The organism is Actinomadura sp. NPDC047616 (assembly GCF_040642915.1).
Taxonomy (GTDB): domain Bacteria; phylum Actinomycetota; class Actinomycetes; order Streptosporangiales; family Streptosporangiaceae; genus Spirillospora; species Spirillospora miaoliensis.
This window is the reverse complement of the sequence record NZ_JBEYTB010000001.1, coordinates 365,124-383,719: the sequence shown is the minus strand read 5'-3', so window position 1 is coordinate 383,719 and position 18,596 is coordinate 365,124. Positions and strand designations below refer to the sequence as shown.

17 protein-coding genes and 1 tRNA gene are annotated in these 18,596 nt (G+C 72.1%); 7 read left to right on the top strand and 11 right to left on the bottom strand.

Annotated elements, in window-relative coordinates:
* The first annotated feature begins 7 nt into the window (after positions 1-7).
* The 3 genes from ABZ801_RS01940 (at position 8) to ABZ801_RS01930 (ending at position 2,144) form a co-directional block, all read left to right on the top strand.
* Positions 8-100: transfer RNA gene (locus tag ABZ801_RS01940), tRNA-Ser, on the top strand.
* A gap of 209 nt (positions 101-309) precedes the next feature.
* On the top strand, positions 310-522 hold the full coding sequence (locus ABZ801_RS01935; RefSeq protein ID WP_360691496.1) for a hypothetical protein: 213 nt from the start codon (positions 310-312) through the stop codon (positions 520-522).
* A gap of 56 nt (positions 523-578) precedes the next feature.
* Positions 579-2,144 (top strand): class I tRNA ligase family protein, encoded by a 1,566-nt coding sequence (locus ABZ801_RS01930; RefSeq protein ID WP_360691493.1) that lies wholly within the window; start codon positions 579-581, stop codon positions 2,142-2,144.
* Between the two features lie 101 nt (positions 2,145-2,245).
* On the opposite strand, the gene ABZ801_RS01925 is transcribed toward ABZ801_RS01930, so the two are convergent.
* From ABZ801_RS01925 to ABZ801_RS01900, 6 genes are read right to left on the bottom strand one after another with little or no spacing between them, the layout of a single operon-like run.
* Positions 2,246-3,859: an ATP/GTP-binding protein gene (locus ABZ801_RS01925; RefSeq protein ID WP_360691490.1), complete on the bottom strand. Its 1,614-nt coding sequence runs from the start codon at positions 3,857-3,859 to the stop codon at positions 2,246-2,248.
* Complete coding sequence (locus ABZ801_RS01920) at positions 3,856-5,340, bottom strand: SCO6880 family protein (RefSeq protein WP_360691487.1); 1,485 nt, start codon at positions 5,338-5,340, stop codon at positions 3,856-3,858. Before ABZ801_RS01920 ends, ABZ801_RS01925 begins: the two co-directional genes overlap by 4 nt.
* A complete protein-coding gene (locus tag ABZ801_RS01915; RefSeq protein ID WP_360691484.1) occupies positions 5,327-6,856 on the bottom strand; it encodes a hypothetical protein in 1,530 nt (509 codons plus the stop codon). Before ABZ801_RS01915 ends, ABZ801_RS01920 begins: the two co-directional genes overlap by 14 nt.
* Before the next feature lies 1 nt (position 6,857).
* Positions 6,858-7,613: a hypothetical protein gene (locus ABZ801_RS01910; protein WP_360691481.1), complete on the bottom strand. Its 756-nt coding sequence runs from the start codon at positions 7,611-7,613 to the stop codon at positions 6,858-6,860.
* Entirely contained in the window at positions 7,610-7,909 is a 300-nt protein-coding gene (locus ABZ801_RS01905; RefSeq protein ID WP_344941918.1) for a hypothetical protein, read from the bottom strand. The genes ABZ801_RS01910 and ABZ801_RS01905 overlap by 4 nt, the downstream gene beginning before the upstream one ends.
* Positions 7,902-8,456, bottom strand: a complete 555-nt coding sequence (locus ABZ801_RS01900; protein ID WP_360692671.1) for a DUF6668 family protein — start codon at positions 8,454-8,456, stop codon at positions 7,902-7,904. The genes ABZ801_RS01905 and ABZ801_RS01900 overlap by 8 nt, the downstream gene beginning before the upstream one ends.
* A gap of 808 nt (positions 8,457-9,264) precedes the next feature.
* Between ABZ801_RS01900 and ABZ801_RS01895 the strand changes: the two genes are divergently transcribed.
* From ABZ801_RS01895 to ABZ801_RS01880, 4 genes are all read left to right on the top strand, one after another.
* Positions 9,265-10,239 carry a lytic transglycosylase domain-containing protein gene (locus ABZ801_RS01895; protein WP_360691478.1) on the top strand — a complete coding sequence of 325 codons (975 nt, stop codon included), beginning with the start codon at positions 9,265-9,267 and terminating at the stop codon, positions 10,237-10,239.
* Positions 10,240-10,263: 24 nt separating this feature from the next.
* Complete coding sequence (locus ABZ801_RS01890) at positions 10,264-10,866, top strand: hypothetical protein (RefSeq protein ID WP_360691476.1); 603 nt, start codon at positions 10,264-10,266, stop codon at positions 10,864-10,866.
* Between the two features lie 99 nt (positions 10,867-10,965).
* Positions 10,966-12,939: a TraM recognition domain-containing protein gene (locus ABZ801_RS01885; RefSeq protein ID WP_360691473.1), complete on the top strand. Its 1,974-nt coding sequence runs from the start codon at positions 10,966-10,968 to the stop codon at positions 12,937-12,939.
* Positions 12,936-13,475 (top strand): hypothetical protein, encoded by a 540-nt coding sequence (locus ABZ801_RS01880; protein ID WP_360691471.1) that lies wholly within the window; start codon positions 12,936-12,938, stop codon positions 13,473-13,475. Before ABZ801_RS01885 ends, ABZ801_RS01880 begins: the two co-directional genes overlap by 4 nt.
* 9 nt (positions 13,476-13,484) lie before the next feature.
* On the opposite strand, the gene ABZ801_RS01875 is transcribed toward ABZ801_RS01880, so the two are convergent.
* From ABZ801_RS01875 to ABZ801_RS01855, 5 genes are all read right to left on the bottom strand, one after another.
* Positions 13,485-14,516, bottom strand: a complete 1,032-nt coding sequence (locus ABZ801_RS01875; RefSeq protein ID WP_360691468.1) for an ATP-grasp domain-containing protein — start codon at positions 14,514-14,516, stop codon at positions 13,485-13,487.
* On the bottom strand, positions 14,516-15,499 hold the full coding sequence (locus ABZ801_RS01870; RefSeq protein WP_360691465.1) for a TauD/TfdA family dioxygenase: 984 nt from the start codon (positions 15,497-15,499) through the stop codon (positions 14,516-14,518). The genes ABZ801_RS01875 and ABZ801_RS01870 overlap by 1 nt, the downstream gene beginning before the upstream one ends.
* Positions 15,496-16,377, bottom strand: a complete 882-nt coding sequence (locus tag ABZ801_RS01865; RefSeq protein ID WP_360691462.1) for a TauD/TfdA family dioxygenase — start codon at positions 16,375-16,377, stop codon at positions 15,496-15,498. The genes ABZ801_RS01870 and ABZ801_RS01865 overlap by 4 nt, the downstream gene beginning before the upstream one ends.
* Positions 16,378-16,442: 65 nt before the next feature.
* Positions 16,443-17,306, bottom strand: a complete 864-nt coding sequence (locus ABZ801_RS01860; protein WP_360691460.1) for a phytanoyl-CoA dioxygenase family protein — start codon at positions 17,304-17,306, stop codon at positions 16,443-16,445.
* Complete coding sequence (locus tag ABZ801_RS01855) at positions 17,303-18,583, bottom strand: DegT/DnrJ/EryC1/StrS family aminotransferase (RefSeq protein WP_360691457.1); 1,281 nt, start codon at positions 18,581-18,583, stop codon at positions 17,303-17,305. Before ABZ801_RS01855 ends, ABZ801_RS01860 begins: the two co-directional genes overlap by 4 nt.
* Positions 18,584-18,596 lie beyond the last annotated feature (13 nt).

Genomic DNA, 18,596 nt, shown 5'->3' with positions numbered 1-18,596 from the left:
GCTCACTGGAGGCTTCGCATAGTGGACGAGTGCGACGGTCTTGAAAACCGTTGAGTCGGCAGCCCCGGCTCCGTGGGTTCGAATCCCACAGCCTCCGCCATGTGCGGCGACGCCCGCCCTGACCACTCGCCCGGGTTCCCGGCGCGGGCCTCGGCGGGGCGGCGTCGAGCAGTCCACGAGCATGCTCCGCGCGGCGACCGGCAGGGCCTCATCCAGGCATTGACGCGTATCGTGGGCGCGCGCTCACCGCCGGTGCAATTCGGCGAGCCGGACGCCCACTTCCCGATACACTGGCGGGATCGATAACTGGTGCTCACCCGGCGTCTTGCGGTGGACCGCATCCGCGTCCCGCACCACTACGGCCGGCACGGCCGGCGGTACCCACGGGTGACGGACGAGGAGCGGATCCTCCACAACGGCTGCCTGTTCAGTGACCTCGCCGCTCGCTGCCGCGCGACCCGCACGGGACGGCCGGTCGGCGCCGCGGTCGTCCGTCCGCAGGGGCCTGAACAGGACGGATAGACTGACGCACGGACGCGCCGGCGGACAGGCGAACCGCTAACAGTGATGAGGGCGATGTGAGCAACGGCAGCTTCATCTCGACCACAATTCCATACGTCAACGCGCGGCCTCATCTCGGGCACGCGCTGGAATATGTTCAGGCGGATTGCTTCGCGCGCTTCCAACGCCTCCAGGGAGGCGATGTCTTCTTTCTGACGGGCTCCGACGAGAACAGCCTGAAAAACGTCATCGCCGCGGAGGCCGAGGGCATTTCCACCCGTGAGCTGGTGGACCGGAACGTCGTCTACTTCGAGCAGCTCACCGAGCAGCTGGGGCTGAGCCAGGACGACTTCATCCGGACCAGCGTCGACCAGCGGCACATCGCGGGGGCGTCCCGCGTCTGGGAGCTGATCGCCGCCAACGGGGACATCTACAAGAAGACGTACGAGGGGCTCTACTGCGTCGGCTGCGAGCAGTTCTACTCGCCGGCGGAACTGGTGGACGGCAATTGCCCCGAGCACCTGGTGCCGCCGGAGCTGGTCAGCGAGGAGAACTACTTCTTCCGGCTGTCCCGCTACCAGAACCAGTTGCTGGACGCGCTCAAGTCCGGCGCGCTGCAGATCGTGCCGACCAGCCGTTACAACGAGGTCGTGAGCTTCGTGGAGTCGGGGCTGGAGGACATCAGCGTCTCCCGGTCCACCGAGCGCGCACGCGGCTGGGGCATTCCGGTGCCCGGCGACCCCAGCCAGGTGATCTACGTCTGGATCGACGCGCTCACCAACTACATCACCGCCCTGGGGTGGGTCGACGGCGACGAGAAATACCGGCGCTACTGGGAGGACGCCGAGTCCCGCGTCCACGTCCTCGGCAAGGGCGTCACGCGGTTCCACGCCGTCTACTGGCCGGCGATGCTCATGTCGGCGGGGCTGCCGCTGCCCACCAAGACGGTCGTCCACGGGTACATCACCGCCAACGGGCGCAAGCTCAGCAAGTCGCTGGGCAACGTCGTCGACCCCGTGGCGATGGTCGACAAGTACGGCCTGGACGCGGTGCGTTACGCCCTGCTCGCCGACATCTCGCCGTTCGAGGACGGCGACTTCAACGAGGAACGGCTCGTCCAGCGCTACACCACCGACCTCGCCAACGGCCTGGGCAACCTGGTCAGCCGGGTGGCCAGCATGATCGGCCGGTACCGGGACGGGACGATCCCGCAGGCCGCGGGCGAGCGCACCGACCAGGACGAGCAGCTCGCCCGGCAGGCGGCCGAGAGCGTCGAGGGCGTGGTGGCGGCGATGGGCCGCTACGACCACCGCGAGGCGCTGGCCCATGTCGGCGACCTGATCCGCGCGTCCAACTCCTACGTCGACGGCAACGCGCCGTGGCACCTGGCCAAGGCGGCGAAGGCGGGCGACGAGGCGGCCTCCGCCCGCATGGACACCGTCTTCCTGTACCTCACCGGCGCCATCCGTCAGGTCGGCCTGCTGCTGCTGCCGTTCCTGCCGGCGTCGGCGGAGAAGATCCTGGCGACGATCGGCGAGGAGAGCCGTCGTCTGGGCGACCCGGCGGCCTGGCTGGAGGGCCTGCCGGGCCGCACGATGGTGAAGCCGGAGCCGATCTTCCCCCGGATGGACGTGACGGACTGAGCGGGCGCACCGCGGATCCGCTCCGCGCGTGCCGCTGCCGGGGGGCCCGCCCCGCCATCTGACGTGTGAGGTGGCGGGGCGGGCCCTGTCCGACTGCCGGGTCAGAGGCGTTTGGGCTTGGTGGTGGAGTGGGCCCAGCGCTTGTTGGTGTCGTTGACCTCCCGCTCGGCGTGGGTCAGGTCGACCTTGAACGGGATGCCCGGACGGCCGCCGACCTTGACCAGGAACTTGCCCCGGCCGGGCGGCTCCCCGTCCCGGTTCAGGGTCGGGTCCCAGGACGGCGGCGTCGACCAGTCCACGATCATGCTCTGCTCCGCGGTCGACATCCGGACGACCTCGTTGACCATGGGCATCTCGGCCTGCGGCAGGCCGCCGCAGATGACCATGCCCGCGCGTTCGGCGAAGCCCTTGGCCTTGAGCTGGTCGGCGGGGTCCGGCAGCGCCAGCAGGTCGGCCATTGTGTGCGTGATCATCGCCTGGCCCAGCCCGCGCTGGCGGTTGAGGCGGGTGAGCGCGTCCACCCGGTCCACCAGGCCCCGTCCGGCGCGCAGCACCCGCCACAGCTCGTCGAGGACGACGAAGAAGTGCCGCTGGGGCCCCATGCCCTGGTCGGCCAGGGCATGGGCGGCCTCCACCGCGCCGAACCCGTCGGACCAGCAGGCCAGCAACACGGCCGCCTGGAGTTCGGCGTCGGCGTCGTCGATCCCGCTGATGTCGATGCACACGCCGCCGGGGGAGTCCAGCTTGATCGGAGTGGTGGTGTGGTGGGCGAACGTCTCCCCCATCGGCCCGTCCAGCAGGCCGAGCAGCGAGGCGTGCAGCGGGTCGACGGCATTGCGGTAGCGGTCCTCGCTGCCGCGCGCCAGGGTGATGCTGCGCAGCCGGTCCGGCCCCTCGTCGATCACCTTGATCAGGTCCGGCAGGATCGGCACGCCCTGGTGGCGTTCGTCCAGCACCCGCAGCGCGGCGTTCAGGACGGTGCGCTCGGTGTCGGCGATGGGCGTGCCGCGCAGGACCGTCACCAGCGCGGCGACCATGTTCAGCCGGCGGCCGTGCGCGTCGGCCGCCAGCTTGGCGCGCGCGTCGCCGGACAGCTTGGCCGCGGCGGCGGCCGTCTCGCCCGGGTCGAGCACGTTCAGCGAGCCCAGCCCGCGGCCGAGCTTGATGATCTGCCCGCCCAGCGCGCGGATCAGGTCAACGTAGTCGGGCTTGAGGTCGCCGAGCACCATCGGGAACACGCCGTATCCCGTCAGCCCCACCACCATGCGGCGGATCAGCGTCGACTTGCCCAGGCCCGGCTTGCCCAGCACCAGCACGGAGGGGTTGTGGATCAGCCCCGCGCGCTGGAACCAGGAGATCGGGTCGCAGCAGAGCGTGGTCCCGCCCATCAGCTCCCGGCCGAGCGGCACCCCCACCATGGGAGTGCCCGATCCGGCGCCGAACGGCCACAGGCCGCACACCTGCACGGTGGTGCCGCGCCACTCCGGCGGTGCCTCGACGTACCCGGCGCGGCCGCCGCCGCGCCCGGCGAAGCCGCGCATGCCGGGCCGGGGCGCCGCGGGGCCCTTGCGCTCGGACGCGCGGTCGCGCGCCTTGTCCTTCTTCTTCTCCTTCTTCTCCTTCTTGTTCTTCTTCCGGTTCTTGCGCCCGTCGTCGCCGGTCGCCGGCGCGCCGTCCGCCGGCAGGCCGAAGAGCGGATCGGTGGTGGTGCTCACATCGCCTCCCGCACCATCGCAGGAACCTGGAGATGGTCGGGCAGCACGATGCCGAGGGGCAGGGCCGCCGCGAACGCCGACGCCTGCGACCCGTACATGCGCCGCAACTGCACCCGGGCGGGCGGCGCGAGCGTGTCGATGGCGGCGGTCGCCAGCGGCAGCTCCTCCACCGACCGCACCGTGGCGGTGACCAGCATCGCGAACCGCACCAGCCCGGCTCCCTTGGCCTCCTCGCGGGCGGACTGGTCCGCCGCCGCGACGGCGACCGCGTCCCGCGCGGCGGTCTGGGCCCCGGAGATGCGGAACCGGGCGTCCTTGCGGTCCCGCTCCACGATCTTGGCCGCCGCGCCCGGATCGTACGGCCGGTACAGGAGCGTGACGCGCTTGCGCGCGATGTCCCGGTGTGGGGACACCAGACCGGTCATCACGCTGGACAGCACCTCGCCGCGCGGCGCCTCCGACATGCCCCAGGTGACCGAGACGCCCGAGTCGTGGACGTACCGGTCCCAGTACTCCTGCGCCGCGACGGGACCGGCCTTGTCCCAGCTGATGTCGTCGTCGCCGAGGGTCTCCAGCAACGACTGGGCGTCGGGGTCGTAGGCCACCCGCACGGCCTTGGCCAGCTCCGCCGCGTTCATCGGACGGGCGGTTCCGGCGCCGGTCATCGCCAGGTTCGCGGTGAGCCCGGGGATGCGGGTGCCGATCTCGCGGGCCATCTCCTCCATGGTGCGGCGCTTGGCGCCCGGCCGCGGCGCGGCCGCGTAGGTGACCGCGACCCTGGTGGAGACCTGGGCGCTGCCGGCCGGGTAGGTCCGGACGATCTCGTCGAGGGCCTGCCGGGCCAGCTCCGGGGCGTTCGGGTCGACGTTGTTCCCGACCTCCCGCTGGAGGCGGTGGCCCAGGTCGGGCGCCGTCTCGATGGTCACGCTGGCGGCGACCAGGCTCGGCTCGAACGACAGCGAGGCCAGCCACTGCCCCCAGTAGGCGACCCAGGTGTCGATCTGGTCCTGGTCGACCAGGGCCGCCCCGTCGGCGGCGCACTCGAACACCGCGGTGTAGTGGCCGGTCGACGGGATCATGATCATCGCGAACGGGCGGCCGTAGGAGTCCTGCGCCTCCACCAGCCGGGACGCGGCCATCAGCCCCGGCAGGCGGTGGCTGCCGCGCGCGGTGATGCCCAGCGGACCGGACCGGTACAGGTGCCAGCCCTGGGAACGGCCGCGCCACCAGGCGATCCGCGCGGTGGCGGCCTGCAGGGCCGTACGGCCGTGCCGGTCCTGGACCACCAGGGGCAGCATGACGACGGCCAGGACGACCGCCGCGATCACCGCGGCCCACAGCGAGATCATGGCGGACAGGGCGATCGTCACCAGGCCCAGCATGAGGATCCCGGTGCCGAGCAGCCCGAGCCGGCCGATGCCGGGTGAGACGGGCTTACGCCAGTTCCCGTAGGTGCGCTCTACTCGGTTACCTGCTGCCACTTGGTCCATCTCCCTCGTCGGCCGCGTCGTCTGCCGCGTTCCGGGCGGCGTCAGCGGTCCTGTTGGCGGCCGCACTGCCGGCGCCCGCCGCCGCTCCGGCGGCCGCACCGGCCGGGCCCGCCGCGGAACCGGCCGCGGCACCGCCCGCAGCACCACCGGCCGCACCACCGGCCGCGCCGCCTCCGGCCGCACCGCCCGCAGCGCCACCGGCCGCGCCGCCTCCGGCACCACCGGCCGCGCCACCACCGGCCGCGCCCGCGCCGCCCGCGGCACCGCTCGCCGGGCCGCCGCCGCCACCGCCGCCGCCTGAACCTCCGCCGCCGGAGCCCCCGCCGCCGGAGCCTCCGCCACCGGAACCACTGGGCGGCGTACCGCCGGACGGCGGCGGCGGGTCATCGTCGTCGTCTCCGCCGCCCCCGCCTGAGGGACCGGTCGGCGGCGGTCCTCCTCCGGACGGGCCGCCTCCCGAAGGTCCGCCTCCGGACGGGCCGGAACCGGACGGGCCGCCGCCCCCGCCTCCGCCACCGCCCGAGGAGTTGTTGCCGCCGCCGCCCCGGAGGTTGTTCACCATCCGGGCGCCCAGCGGGAGGTAGTCGGCGGCCGCGCTGGCCGTCCTCTCGGCGACGTCGTTGCCCGTGGACGACACCACCGGCACCACGAACCGCATCAGCGCGGGCAGCGCGAGCACCGCCATGATCACCAGGATCAGGCCCTGGAGCTGCGCCATCGAGTCACCGTGCATCGCCCGGAAGGCGACGGCGTAGATGGTGGCCACGACCGGCTCGTACAGCAGGTACGCCACCAGCCACGCGATCAGCTTGCGGAACCAGGCGCGGCCCTGCGGGGTGATGCTGGCCGCGCCCGCCAGCGGAAGCGCCCCGGCCAGCAGCACCAGCATCGCGCTGCGCACCACCATCATGGCGAGCTGGATCACCGACGACAGGATCGCCAGCAGGGCGACGATGAGGATCACCGCCGGCATCGCCGGCAGCAGCGCCGCGCCGAACAGCGCGCCGATCTTGCCGAGGTTGCCCTCGACGTCGCCTTCGGTGGAGGCGTCCAGGATCCACACCGAGTAGGAGTGGCCCGCCTCGATCGCCAGCCGCACCGCCGCCGTCACCGTGAAGACGGCGACGACCATGGTGATCAGCCCGGAGAACGCCTCGCGGAACGGTTCGCCGCGTCTCTGCCACGCCGTCTTGCCCGCGGCGAACAGCAGCCCCAGCACGGCGACCCAGGTGACCAGCCACCCGGTCCGCTCGCGCATGAAGTAGACGGGGTCGTCGGGGTTCTCGCTGAGGGTGGGGTTGGGAACCTTGATCCACCACGTCAGCAGGACCTTGAGGATCTCGATCGCGGCGTTGGCGAAGGCCTGCGCGACCATGTCGACGATGGACCCGGCGATCGACCCGGCGACGTTCTTGGCCGTGTCGTCCAGGCACCAGGGAAGGACCGGCACGAGGCCGCAGCCCGGATCGGCGGCGGCCTGCGCGGCCTGCGCTGCGACGACCGACACGTCAGACACCTCCCCAGCGTGCGAAGCCGTTCAGTGACGAGACGAGCTGCTGCGAGGCCGACGGTGACCCGTTCGGCTGGAGTTCGAGCTTCCAGTCGCCGTCCTGCCACTTCATGGTGACCGCGCTGACCGACATCTGACCGGTCGAGAAGCGCATGACGAGCTGGACGACCGCGGTCTGCGGGCTGTAGGTGACGAACTGGAACCCGGCGATCTGCCCGAGGCTGCCGGGCACGACCACGTCGACGCCCCGGTTCTTGCGCAGCTTGACGTAGGCGTCCCTGCCGGGGCCGGGGATCACCTGTTCGGTGGTGATGACACGCCACTGGGTGGAGAAGACATAGCGGGAGCTGAGGTGGGTGGCGGCCAGCAGCGCCCCGAGCGGGGTGTGCGCGAAGCAGCGCGCCACCTCACCGTCGGCACTGACGACGAGAGGGCCCGCTGTCGACGAGTACGGCAGTGCCATCGTCTTGTACACCTGCCAGGTGACCCCGGGCGGTGGCCCCGCCGGGACCTGCTGTGAGGTGTCACTGGGACGGCAGCCGCTCGCGGGGGCCTGCGTCGCGCCGGTCGACGGAGTGTCACCGGCTTGGGGAGCGGACGGCTGCTCCGAGCGCGGGGCGGGGCTGCGGATGAAGGTCACCGCGCCGAGCACGGCGACCACCGCCAGGAACCCGGCCGACATGAGGAAGGCGGGACGCCGGAACGGGCTGGATTCCTCCAGCCCGTCGTCGGCCGCCGAGGGCTCGTCCCTCATCCGATCAGGGCACCCACGAGCGCGGACGCCGAACCGGCCAGGATGCAGGCGGCGGCCACCCAGGCCAGCCCCGAGGCGTGCGCGCCGCCCTCACCGTTGCGGTGCATGACCGCCATCCGGCCGGCCGCGATCAGCACGCCCGCGACGCACAGGCCGAACACGACCCAGGCCACCCACCGCAGCATCTTCTCCAGCTGGGCGGCGCCGGGCGGGGCCTCACCCTGCCCGGGGTTGGGAATGGCGACGGCCACGGCGTGGACCACATCTCCCGCGGCGGTGATCAGCGTGCTAAACATGCGTTCCTCCAGTGACGATGCGTTGGAGATCGGCGGCAAGCTCCGAGAACGCCGGCGGCAGTTGGATCTGGTCGGGGGGATCACCCAGCCGCAGCGCCTCGACCCAGGGCAGCTCCCACACCTGTGGGAACGCTCCCGATATCAGATGCAGCAACTCCCGCAGCGGTTTCGGTCGTCGGCCAGGTGCGTCGGCGACCACCACAAGGCCGACCACGCGCACGGTCGGAAGGCCACCGCCGGCCCACTGTCGCGCGGCGGCCTGGGCGGCACGCAGACCGCCCGCGTGGCCGCGCGCCACCAGTACGACACTGGCGTACCCGGGCGGGTCGGGCACTGGCCAGTACTGGCCAGAGGCCATCCCGCCCCGGACGATGTCGGCCACCGTCGACGTCCCCGCCCCGCCGTGGCAACTGGTGAACCACCACGCGGGACCGGGCCCGCTGTACCCGAAGACACCCAGCTGGCTGGTGGGCGGCGGGGCCTGACGAGGCTGGAGTACGACGTGCGGCCGCACTTTGGGCTGCTCGCTCGGCGGGCTGCCCGTCATGTAGGTGGTCGCCCCTGGCACGAGGTAACGCGGCCCGGAACCGTCCAAGGGGACACCATTCATGGTCATAGTCCCTTCGACGCACCGAGGATGTCCCCTGGTTCAAAAAGCATCTCCAGGGCAGGTCGGCATGCTATAGCATCGGCGCGCCATGATCGGGGGCTTTTAGAACCGTTACATTACGGTCGACCTGTCCGGGGGAGGCGCGGCCGAGTCAATCGGCGGGCACCGAAGGGATGCCACCTCCCTGGTCACCATATGTGAGGGGCGATTCTTATTCGTAGTCACAAGACTCGCCGACCCCGATGCGGGAGGCTGACCAGCGACGACGTCATTCGTCCGGGTGTCGCGCGCGCGAGCGGTCCGCGACGGCGCCGCCCGGGACGGCCCACGAAGCTCCGCCATGCTCCCGGCACGTCCCCCCTGAGGGGGGCGCCTGCCGGCGCGGAGCCCGCCGCAGAAGCCGTGAAACGGCGCCGCGTCCGACTGCGTCTGACGTTCCGATGCGAGCCTTGATCTCCCACACCCGCCAAAACGCCCGCAGCGACGGGCGTTCCGGGGCGTGCGCGACCGCCACGGCCGCGGCTCGCGGCCCACGGCGCCGTACCCGACGGGGCGGCGCACAAGATCGACGCGCCCGGGCTGCCCCCCGCCCGCCCGGCGCCGCCGGGCCGCCCCCCGGAGGCCGGTCATGAGGCACCACGCCAGTCGCGTCGCCGCCTTCCTGCGTTCGCGCGGCGCGCTCCGGTTTTCGGACGGGGGCGCCTTTTCGCCGGCCACGGCGGTGATCGGCGGCGGTCTCGCATTCGTGATCGGGTTCGTACTGATGGTCACCTTGTTGTTCGGCGGCGGCACCGCGAACGCGTGCCCGAACCCTTCCGGTGGAACGGCTAATCAGCCACAGGCGTCCGAGCAGGCGAACTCCATTCCGAGCAACTATTTGCGGCTCTATCAGCAGGCCGGACAGAAGTACGGCATTCCATGGAATGTGCTCGCGGGCATCGGCAAGGTGGAGACCAACCACGGCACCTCTGACCTGCCCGGTGTCAAGAGCGGTGAGAACTACGCCGGTGCCGGCGGTCCCATGCAGTTCCTGCAGCCCACCTGGGACTCCTACGGGGTCGACGGCAACGGTGACGGGCGCAAGGACCGCTACGACCCCGAGGACGCCATCCCCGGCGCGGCCAACTACCTCAAGGCCAGCGGCGCTCCCGGTGACATGCGCAAGGCGATCTTCGCCTACAACCACGCCGACTGGTACGTCGACGACGTCCTGGAGTGGGCCAAGAAGTACGCCGACGGGGACTTCAGCGTCGGCGGCGACAACATGGCCGGGTCGGCCGCGTGCGACTCGGGACCGCAGGCCGCGGGGAACTATCCCCCCGGCACGGAGTGCCCCGCGGGGGCGGCCATGGGCGCCGAGAACATCACCGACCGGATGCGCTGCGTCCGCGACCAGATCAAGACCCTGTTCAAGGTGCCGCGCGGCATCGGCTGCTACCGATCCAACGGAGGCATCCCCGGCGGCGGTGAGCATCCGCTGGGCCGCGCCTGCGACTTCATGATCAGCAGTGGCGCGCCGACGGCGGAGGAGGCGCAGCTCGGCAACGAGATCGCCGCCTGGGCGCAGGCCAACGCCAAGAAGCTCGGCATCTACTACATCATCTACCGGCAGCGCATCTGGAACCCGTCCCGGGCGGACGAGGGCTGGCGGCTGATGGAGGACCGCGGAAGCATCACCCAGAACCACTTCGACCACGTCCACATCTCGGTCGACCCCTGACCCACTGAGGAGAGAGCACAAGCGATGACCCGTTCCCTGCGGCCGGGTCCCCTGATCGCCCTGGCGGCCGTGATGGCCGTGGCCGCGACGGCGTGCGGGACAGAAGAGCCCCGCCGTCCCCCGGCGGCCGCGACGACGGCCACCCCGTCGCCCACGCCGACGGCCTGCCGGCCCACGGCGCCGTCCGAAACCCCTCACGGAGGACTGCCGGATCCGCGCGGCATCGACCGGCGTGACGCCACCGCGGTCTCCCGGGCCGCCGTGACCGTGATGTGGACCGTGGACGCCGCGATCGACGACGGCCAGCGCGACGCCTACCTGCGCGCCTGCCCCTACCTGACCCCCCAGTACGCCGCCCGCGTCGCCGCCGAGCAGGCCGTCGGGCCTGTGCCGCAGCAGTGGAAGGCCCATCGCGCCTACGCCAGGGTCCGTCTGACGCTGCGGCAGCCGGAGGGCGACCTCGACCCGGACACGCCCACCATGGCGTATCGCCAGTGGCAGGTCACCGTGACCCCCATCGGCCGCGACCAATGGAAGGGCCGCACCGTACGAGCCATAGCGTTCGTCACGCTCACGCGCGCCTCCCCTCGAGATCCATGGCGCGTCGCCCGCGTCAGTACCGCCTGACCAACACCGAGCACGCGGAACTCCGGGCCGCCGCGGCGCCCGTCCGGAGTCCGAGGGCCGCCCGAGCCCCGTCAACGGGAATGAGACGGAGGGAATGTCATGAGGCACGACAGGCAGAGAACCGACGAGGTCGACGACGCCGCATACGCATTTCTCGTCACCATCGCCAACACGATCGTGGCGATGGCGGCGTTCGCCTGCCTCATGATCTGGCTGGCCGGGCAGCTCTCGGGCCTGCTCAGCGGCAACGGCTGGCCCGACTCCAGCCCCAAGGACTGCTTCGCGATCACCTACCGGCTCCTCCAGAACCCGGCGGACCCCGCGGCCGCCTGGCCGGCCGCCGCCGCGGCGGACCTGGGTCCGCTCTGGCTGCTGGGCGTGATCCTGCTGATCTTCCTGGCGCTGACGGGCTGGGCCGCCTTCCGGCTCGTGCGGTTCGCGCTGAACTGGCGGCGGCGGCGCGAGTTCCGGCGGCTTCGCCTCGGTTTCGCCTCGGGCAACGAGATCCGCAAGATGCTCGGCGCGAACGCCGTCCTGAAGAAGGCCGGGTCGGTGCGGCCGTCCACCAAGGGCAAGAAGAGCGGGGTCCAGCCGACGGACGTCGGGTTCTACCTCGGCCGGGACATCAGGTCCCGGCAGAAGCTCTACTCCTCCGTGGAGGACGTGTTCATCATCCTGGCCCCTCCGCGTCAGGGAAAGGACGTGCACTTCTGCGCCCCCTACACCATCGACGCGCCGGGCGCCTGCATCGTCACCTCCACCCGGGCCGACGCCTTCACCAACACCTATGCCATGCGCGCGAAGATGGGCGAGGTGCACGTCTTCGACCCCAACGGGCTGACCCGCTGGCCCCAGCAGCTGCGCTGGTCGCCGGTCAAGGGGTGTGAGGACCCGAACGTGGCGGCGCTGCGGGCCGGCACGTTCGTGGACGCCAGCGGCTTCGAGGTGACCGGTGACGCCGCCTTCCTGGTCGCCGCGCAGACCTCGATCCTGCGCTGCTACCTGCACGCCGCGGCGATCGGCGGGCGCACGATGCGCGACGTCATGCGCTGGGCCTTCCAGCCGAACAACACCGAGCCCCTGCAACTGCTGCGCAAGGGGGAGGCCGACGGCACCGCGCCGATGGGATGGGCCGGCCAGTACGAGTCCCTGATGGTGGCGAACACGAGCATGGGGGGCCGGATCTGGCCGGGCCTGATCCAGATTCTCGCCTGCTTCTCCGACCCCCGGGTGCTGGACGCGTGTTCGCCCCCGCCGGAGGAGACGTTCGACATGAAGCGGTTCCTGTCCGGCCGCAACACCCTCTACGTGCTGGGCAAGGAGCAGAAGACCGGCGGAATCGCCCCGGTGGTGACGGCCATGATGGAGGACCTGTTCGACTCCGCCCGCAAAGAGGCGACGAAGATGCCGTCGAGCCGGCTGGACCCGCCGCTCACCGTCGAGCTGAACGAGGCCGCCCACATCTCGCCCATGCCGAGCCTTCCGGCGTACATGGGCGACTCGGGCGGTTTCTCGATCGCCCTGCACGTGTACCTGCAGTCGCTGTCCCAGGCCCGGGCGCGGTGGGGGGAACACGAGGCGATGATCATGTGGGACAACGCCGCCGTCCGGGTCATCATGGGCGGCGCCGGCAACGTGGAGGACCTTGAGGACGTCTCGCGCCTGATGGGCAAGGTCCGCGGCAAGGACGTGCTGTCTCCGGACGAGATCCGGACGCTGAAGTTCGGCAGCGCGGTTGTCGTCGCCCGCTCCGCCCGCCCGGTGGAGGTACAGCTCACCCCGTGGTGGAAGCGCGAGGACGGCGACGAGATCGCCAAGGGCAAGGCGGAGACCGAAAGGATGATCATGGAGATCGGCAAGACCGCCCGGGGGCTCGGCGGGCCCGCCCCCGCCGGCGGGCAGGCCCCCGCCGGTGGGGCGGCCCCCGCCGGTGGGAGCGCCGCTGGCGGGGCGGGCGGCATCGGCGACCGGGACTTGACGGCCCGGCCCCAGGGACCCGACGGGTCCGCACAGCCGGCGCCCGGCGCCGACCACGGAGTGCAGCAGGTGCGCGTCGACGGAGGTGCGACATGACAGTGGAGGGGACGCGGGTGCTGGACTCGGCCGACGCGCGGGAGCTGGCGGACCTGCTGCGCAGACAGCAGCAGTTGCTGGAGACGCTCATAGAACTGCTGGATCGCCGGCTCGCCCCGGAGCAGGCCTCCGAACCGGCCGCGGCCGCGGAAGCGCCGCCGCCCCCGCCCGGCCCCGTCGACTGGGTCGCCCTGAGCGGCCCGGAACGCCGCCGGACGCTGCACGAGCTCGCGACGTTCGTCGAGAGCACGGTGCTCCACTACAAGATGCCGCTGGCGATCCTGCCGTGCTGGTGGCGGCATCCGGAGGTGATCGAGGAGCTGACGGCGCTGTGGCAGGTCAGGAAGGAGACGTTCCGTCCCGGGGTCAAGCCGAGCGCCACCATGCAGTGGCATGACGCCCTGTACAAGGTGCGGGACCGGGTCTCGGTGTTCCTGAGTTCCTGCCGTGAGGGTCACATCGCGCCCGTTTACGGCGCCTGGATGAGCGACGCGGAGCGGGCCGAGCTGGCGGCGTTCATCGCCCGGCAGGGATGACGCGGCCGGTCACGCGCGGATGATCTCCGGGTGCCCGTCGGCCCCGGCGCCCAGACCGAGGCCGAGGACGGCGAGTCTTTCGGCGATCTCCCGCCGGTCCGCACCGCTCACCGTCAGGCGGCTGGTGGCGAAGGTGTGCCGCTGCGGGTCGAGCACCGGGGGGCCGGTCCAGGGCACCTCCACCGCCAGCGACCGGGCCGCCAGATGGCCGCGGGCGTCGGGATCCACCGGCAGATCGAAGACGCGGACGCCGGCGGCCATCGCGCTGACGCGCACCGTGCCGGCCAACCGGGGGTTGATCTCCAGGACGAGCGGTTCACCGGCACCGCCGAGCACGAACTCCACCTCGATCCAGCCCGCGCAGGCGGCCGCCGCGACGATGGCTTCGGTGATCTCCAGCATCCTGGCCTGGAGACGGGGCTCCAGGTCCGGTGCGGGGCACACGCGCGGCCGCCGGAACGGGGGCAGCAGGTCGGGACGCGAACGGCCCTTGTCGACGATGGGCAGGGTCACCACGCGGGCGCCGTCCGCGCAGGCGAGCACCGAGAACTCCCGGCCGTCGACGAAGCGTTCGGCGTACTCGCCGGCCCCCATCCCGGCCAGCCCGGGGCCGTCCACGAGCCGCATCCCGTCGCCCTCGGTCCCGTACCGGCGCTTGATCACCCATCGTCCGGTCGGCTCGGCGTGCGATCGCGCCGGAGGGTCCGGTGGCACGGGGATCGAGAGGTCGCGCAGGAACCTTCTCGTCGCGACCTTGTCCAGCCCGAGTTCGGCGCATCCCGGGTTCTGGGCGACGACCCGCGTCCCCTGGCGGCGAAGTGCCGCCGCGACGTCAATGTCCCGTGGCAGGGAGACATGGCTGGAGTGGAAGACCACCGTCTCCGCGCGGGTTCGCCTCAGCTCCGCCTCCAGGCGGTCCCGATCGGCCGCGCGGTCGCTGACGTAGTGCACGTTCCGCGGCGGGGCGCTGCAGAAGTACCGGAACCACGGATGGACGCTGCGGGACACGACGACGTGGTGGGTCTCGGTCGGCGGGGCCATCATTCCTCCCGGCCTGCCGGCGGACGCGACCCGGCGGACCGGTGCCTCCGCTCGCCCGGGTCGTCCGCGAACGGGGCGCCGACGTCCCGCCGCCATGCGAGGCGACCGATCCGCGTGCGGATCAGCAGCCGGTCCGCGCCGTCGCCCGCGCGCACCGGTCCGCGGCGGTGCAGGCAGCGGCGGTTGTCGAACACCAGGATCTCCCCCTGTTCGAGACGGTGTGACAGGTAGGGCCGGGCGCGGTCGGCGACCTCCGTGAACAGTCGGCACAGCGACGTGATCCAGTGCGCGTCCCGGGGATGTGCCGTCGCGGCGCGCTCCAGTGAGCTGCGCATGAACCGGATGCCCTCGGCGCCGATGACGGGCTGGTGCACGACCTGCGACCCGAGCGCCTCGTCGAGGACCCAGGGGATCTTCCGGGTGGCCAGTTCCGCGCGCAGTTCCGGGGCGGACTCCAGTTCCCGGGCGATCGCCGTCCACGGCAGAATCTCGGTCCGTCCGCCGGTGCCGGCGGGTGTCACGCAGAGCAGGCCGGTCAGTTCGTTGGTCCGCGGCCAGCCGGGACTGTCGACGTGCCAGGCGATGTTGTCGTCGAAGCCGGAGTCGAAGACGATCTCCTGCATGAGGCGGGACCACGACCGGCGATACGGATCTTCCAGCCGGCCGAGGCACACCGACAGCGCGGCGAGGACCGGCGGTGACGGCGGCCCGGCCACGCTGACCAGCGCGAGGTGCGGAGGGGTGTCGAGCAGCCGCCGCACCCGCGCGCACACTCGCCGCCATTCCTCGCCCGCCCGGTCCGCGAGGACGTCGCGCAGGCCGCGCTGCACGTCCTCGTCATGCAGGGTCGCGTCGTCCAGGCCCAGTTCCCGCCACAGGGAGGTCACCCGCGCCGCGGTCGGTTCGGAGAGGGGCGTCCGGACGGCGGCGGGAAACGGCTCACCGGCGGGTCCGGCGCCGGCGCCCGCCGCGGGCGGGCTCATGACCCGTCCGCCGGGCGGGGGCTCTCGCCTCCCGCCACCTTGGTCCGTAGCAGCTCGCGGTCCGACGTCGCGAGGTCGCTGATCGGGGTCCGCGCGTGCAGGCAGTGCTTGTTGTCGATGATGAGCAGGTCACCCGGCTCCAGCATGGTGTCCACCACGCCGGGGCAGCCTTCGAGTTCGGTCTCGAACTCGGCCAGCAGTTTCTCCGTCGCGGGGCCCAGGTCGGTGGTCCCTTCGGCGACGGCCTGCGAGACGGCGTGCCGCAGCCAGCGGATCTCCTGCCCGCCATCGGTGATCGCGGGCGCCCAGTGCAGGCCACCGCCGAGTTCGTCGGCGACGCGCCAGGGCAGCTGCAGGCCGACGATCTGCTCGGTGATCCGCCGCAGCCGTCCCGGCGGGGAGTCGAGCAGCGCCGTCAGCGGGAGCAGGCGTGAGCGGCCCTCCCCGTTCTGGTCGGGCCGCACGCAGAACAGGCACGTGTAGTCGTTGGGCCGGCTCCAGTCGGTCCCGTCGGTGTGCAGGAACTCGTTGAGCACATGGCCGTCGACGGCGCGGTCGGTCCTCGGCAGGATGTGCCGCACGACCCTGGTCCACGGCTGCCGGTAGGGCTCGACGAGTTCGCCGAACGTGGCGCTGACGCAGACCAGCAGTTCGCTGGCGTACTCGGGCGACAGCCCGCGCAGGATCAGGAAACCCGAACGCGAGACGCGCCGGTTCGCCTCCGCGACGAGGTCGTCGAAGGCGGCCCCGGCCAGCTCGCTCATCCGCGCGGCCGTCTGCCGCTGGTGCTCCCGATCGCGGAGCACGGCGTCCGTCACGTTCAGGCCGGGCGCGGCGGCGGCGAGCGACCGGGCCTGGGGCGGGGGTATTTCGAGCAAGTGCTCACTGGGCACCGGGTTCATCGGCGTTGTTCCTCCGGCGAATGGGGCTGGCGGACGTCTGATCAGCTGGTGCGGGGGCGAGGGCTGCCGTTGCGGGGGCGCAGCCAGCGCCCTGGTCCCAGTCCGGGACCCGCCACGGGAAGATCGTCGGACCAGTTGACGATGTGCGTGTCGGAGAGGCCGCGGTTCGGGTCCTCGAACATCCCACGCGCGACCGGCCCGACCCGCTCGATCTGCTCCTTCGAGTGCTCCGGAAGGGGCTGTGCGGGCCGGGCCCACGCCGGTCGGTAGGAGGCGGCGAACGCCCTCCGGGCCGTGCCGGTGCGGTTGGGGCCCACACCGTGGAACATCCGGTGGCTGATGACGATGGCGTCGCCCGCCCGGCAGGTGACGATCACCTCCTCCGGATGCTCCCGGTACCGCCGGTAGGGCATGGCGTCCCGGTGCATGCTGAGGTGCGAGTACGGCACCACCCGCAGCGGCGCCCGGCCGGGCGTGAGGTCGTCGAGGTAGCACAGCACCCGCACGAGCACGGGCGACGTTCCGCGAGCGCCGTGCAGGTTCGAACCGTAGGGATGGCTGTCGGTGTGCAATGCCATGCCGGGATAGCCCGGCTCCGACCGCGAACAGCTCACACCGAGGCACACCACGTCGTCGGCGAACAGTTCGCCCAGGAAGTCCAGGGTCCGGGCGGACGTCGCCATCTCCAGGACGGCGGGGTCGGCTCGCCACTGGAGGTCGTGGGCGTACCACTGCGTGTCGGTGTAGTCGGACCGGCGCAGCGGGATGTGCTCCGCGGCCTCCCGCAGGCGTCGCAGCAGGGAGTCGCCGAGGTGCCCCGGAACCACGACGTAGCCTTCGAGTTCCAGGTTCCGGACGCGCTCGCCCACGGTCAGCGCGGTCCAGTCGCGTTCGTCGATGTTCACCGTCGTGGTCCTCTCGGGCTTCCCGGCCGGGCCAGGAAGGCGCGCTCCAGCTTGGTCAGGGCGGCGCAGGCGTCGTCGATCTCGCGGGAGGTCCACCGCTCGTGCACGAACAGCGTGACGTGCCGTCCCGCCGCCTCCTCGGCGTTCGGCCAGGAGGCCCTGCCCGCTGGGCGCCGCGGACGGTCCGCCGCGCCCAGCGGCCACGCCCCGGGCTCGGCCGCGCGGACCTGGCGCTCGTACCACGGTTCCGCTGCCGGGATGTCGGCCCACACACCGCACGGAATCCCTTCGGCGCGCAGGGCCCGCAGGTACTCGGTCATGCTCACCCCCATACGGGCGAGGTCGAGCCTGATGCGGACGAACCAGTAGGCGGGACGGCAACCGGCCCCCACCGGGGGGACACCGGTGGCGTCCAGGTCGCGCAGCCCCTCGCGCAGCCGCGTCACGAGGTCGCGTCTGGCGGTCAGGACACCCGGGAGCTTGGCAAGCTGCACGCGGCCGATGACCGCGGCGAGGTCGTTGCCGTTGAAGTTCAGCGCCGCCTGGACGTTGTGGATCGCGTCCGCGCCGGCCGCCTTCCCGCGATCGGAGAACCGGCGGATCCGCTCGTACAGTGCCGGGTCGCGGGTGTGGACGACGCCGCCCTGCCCACCCGTGCTGTGGTGCTTGTTCGTCATGGTCGAGTACACGGCGACGTCGCCGAAGGTGCCGACGGGGCGGCCCCGGTACTCGGCTCCGTGCGCCTGGGAGCAGTCCTCGACGACCGGCAGCCCGTGGCGGCGCGCCAGGGCCAGCACCGGTGCCATGTCCACCGGCTCGCCGCCGACGTGGGTCACCACGATCGCCCGGGTCCACTCGGAGAGGCGGCGCTCGATCTGGGGCGCGCCGACGTTGAACGACCCGGGTTCCGTGTCGGCCACGACCGGGACCAGCCCCAGCAGCGGCACCGGCATGACGCCGCCGGCGTCGGTGATGGCCGGGACCACCACCTCGCCGGGACGCCGCGGATCCAGTGCGCCCAGCGCCACGTAGAGCGCCGCGGTCCCCGAACTCACCAGCAGCGCGTGACCGCCTCCGTGGTAGCGCGCGAACTCCGCCTCGTAGGCGCGCTGCGCGTCACCGCCGTACCGGAAGTCGTCACCGGTGTCGATGACCCGGGCGAAGAAGGCGTCCACGGCCGACCGTTCCTCCGGGCCGAACACCCGTCTCGGCGGGAACGCCCGCGTGCGCACCGGCTCGCCGCCGTCGACGGCCAGTCGCGTCGTCGGCGGAGTCATGGCGGCGGCCGGC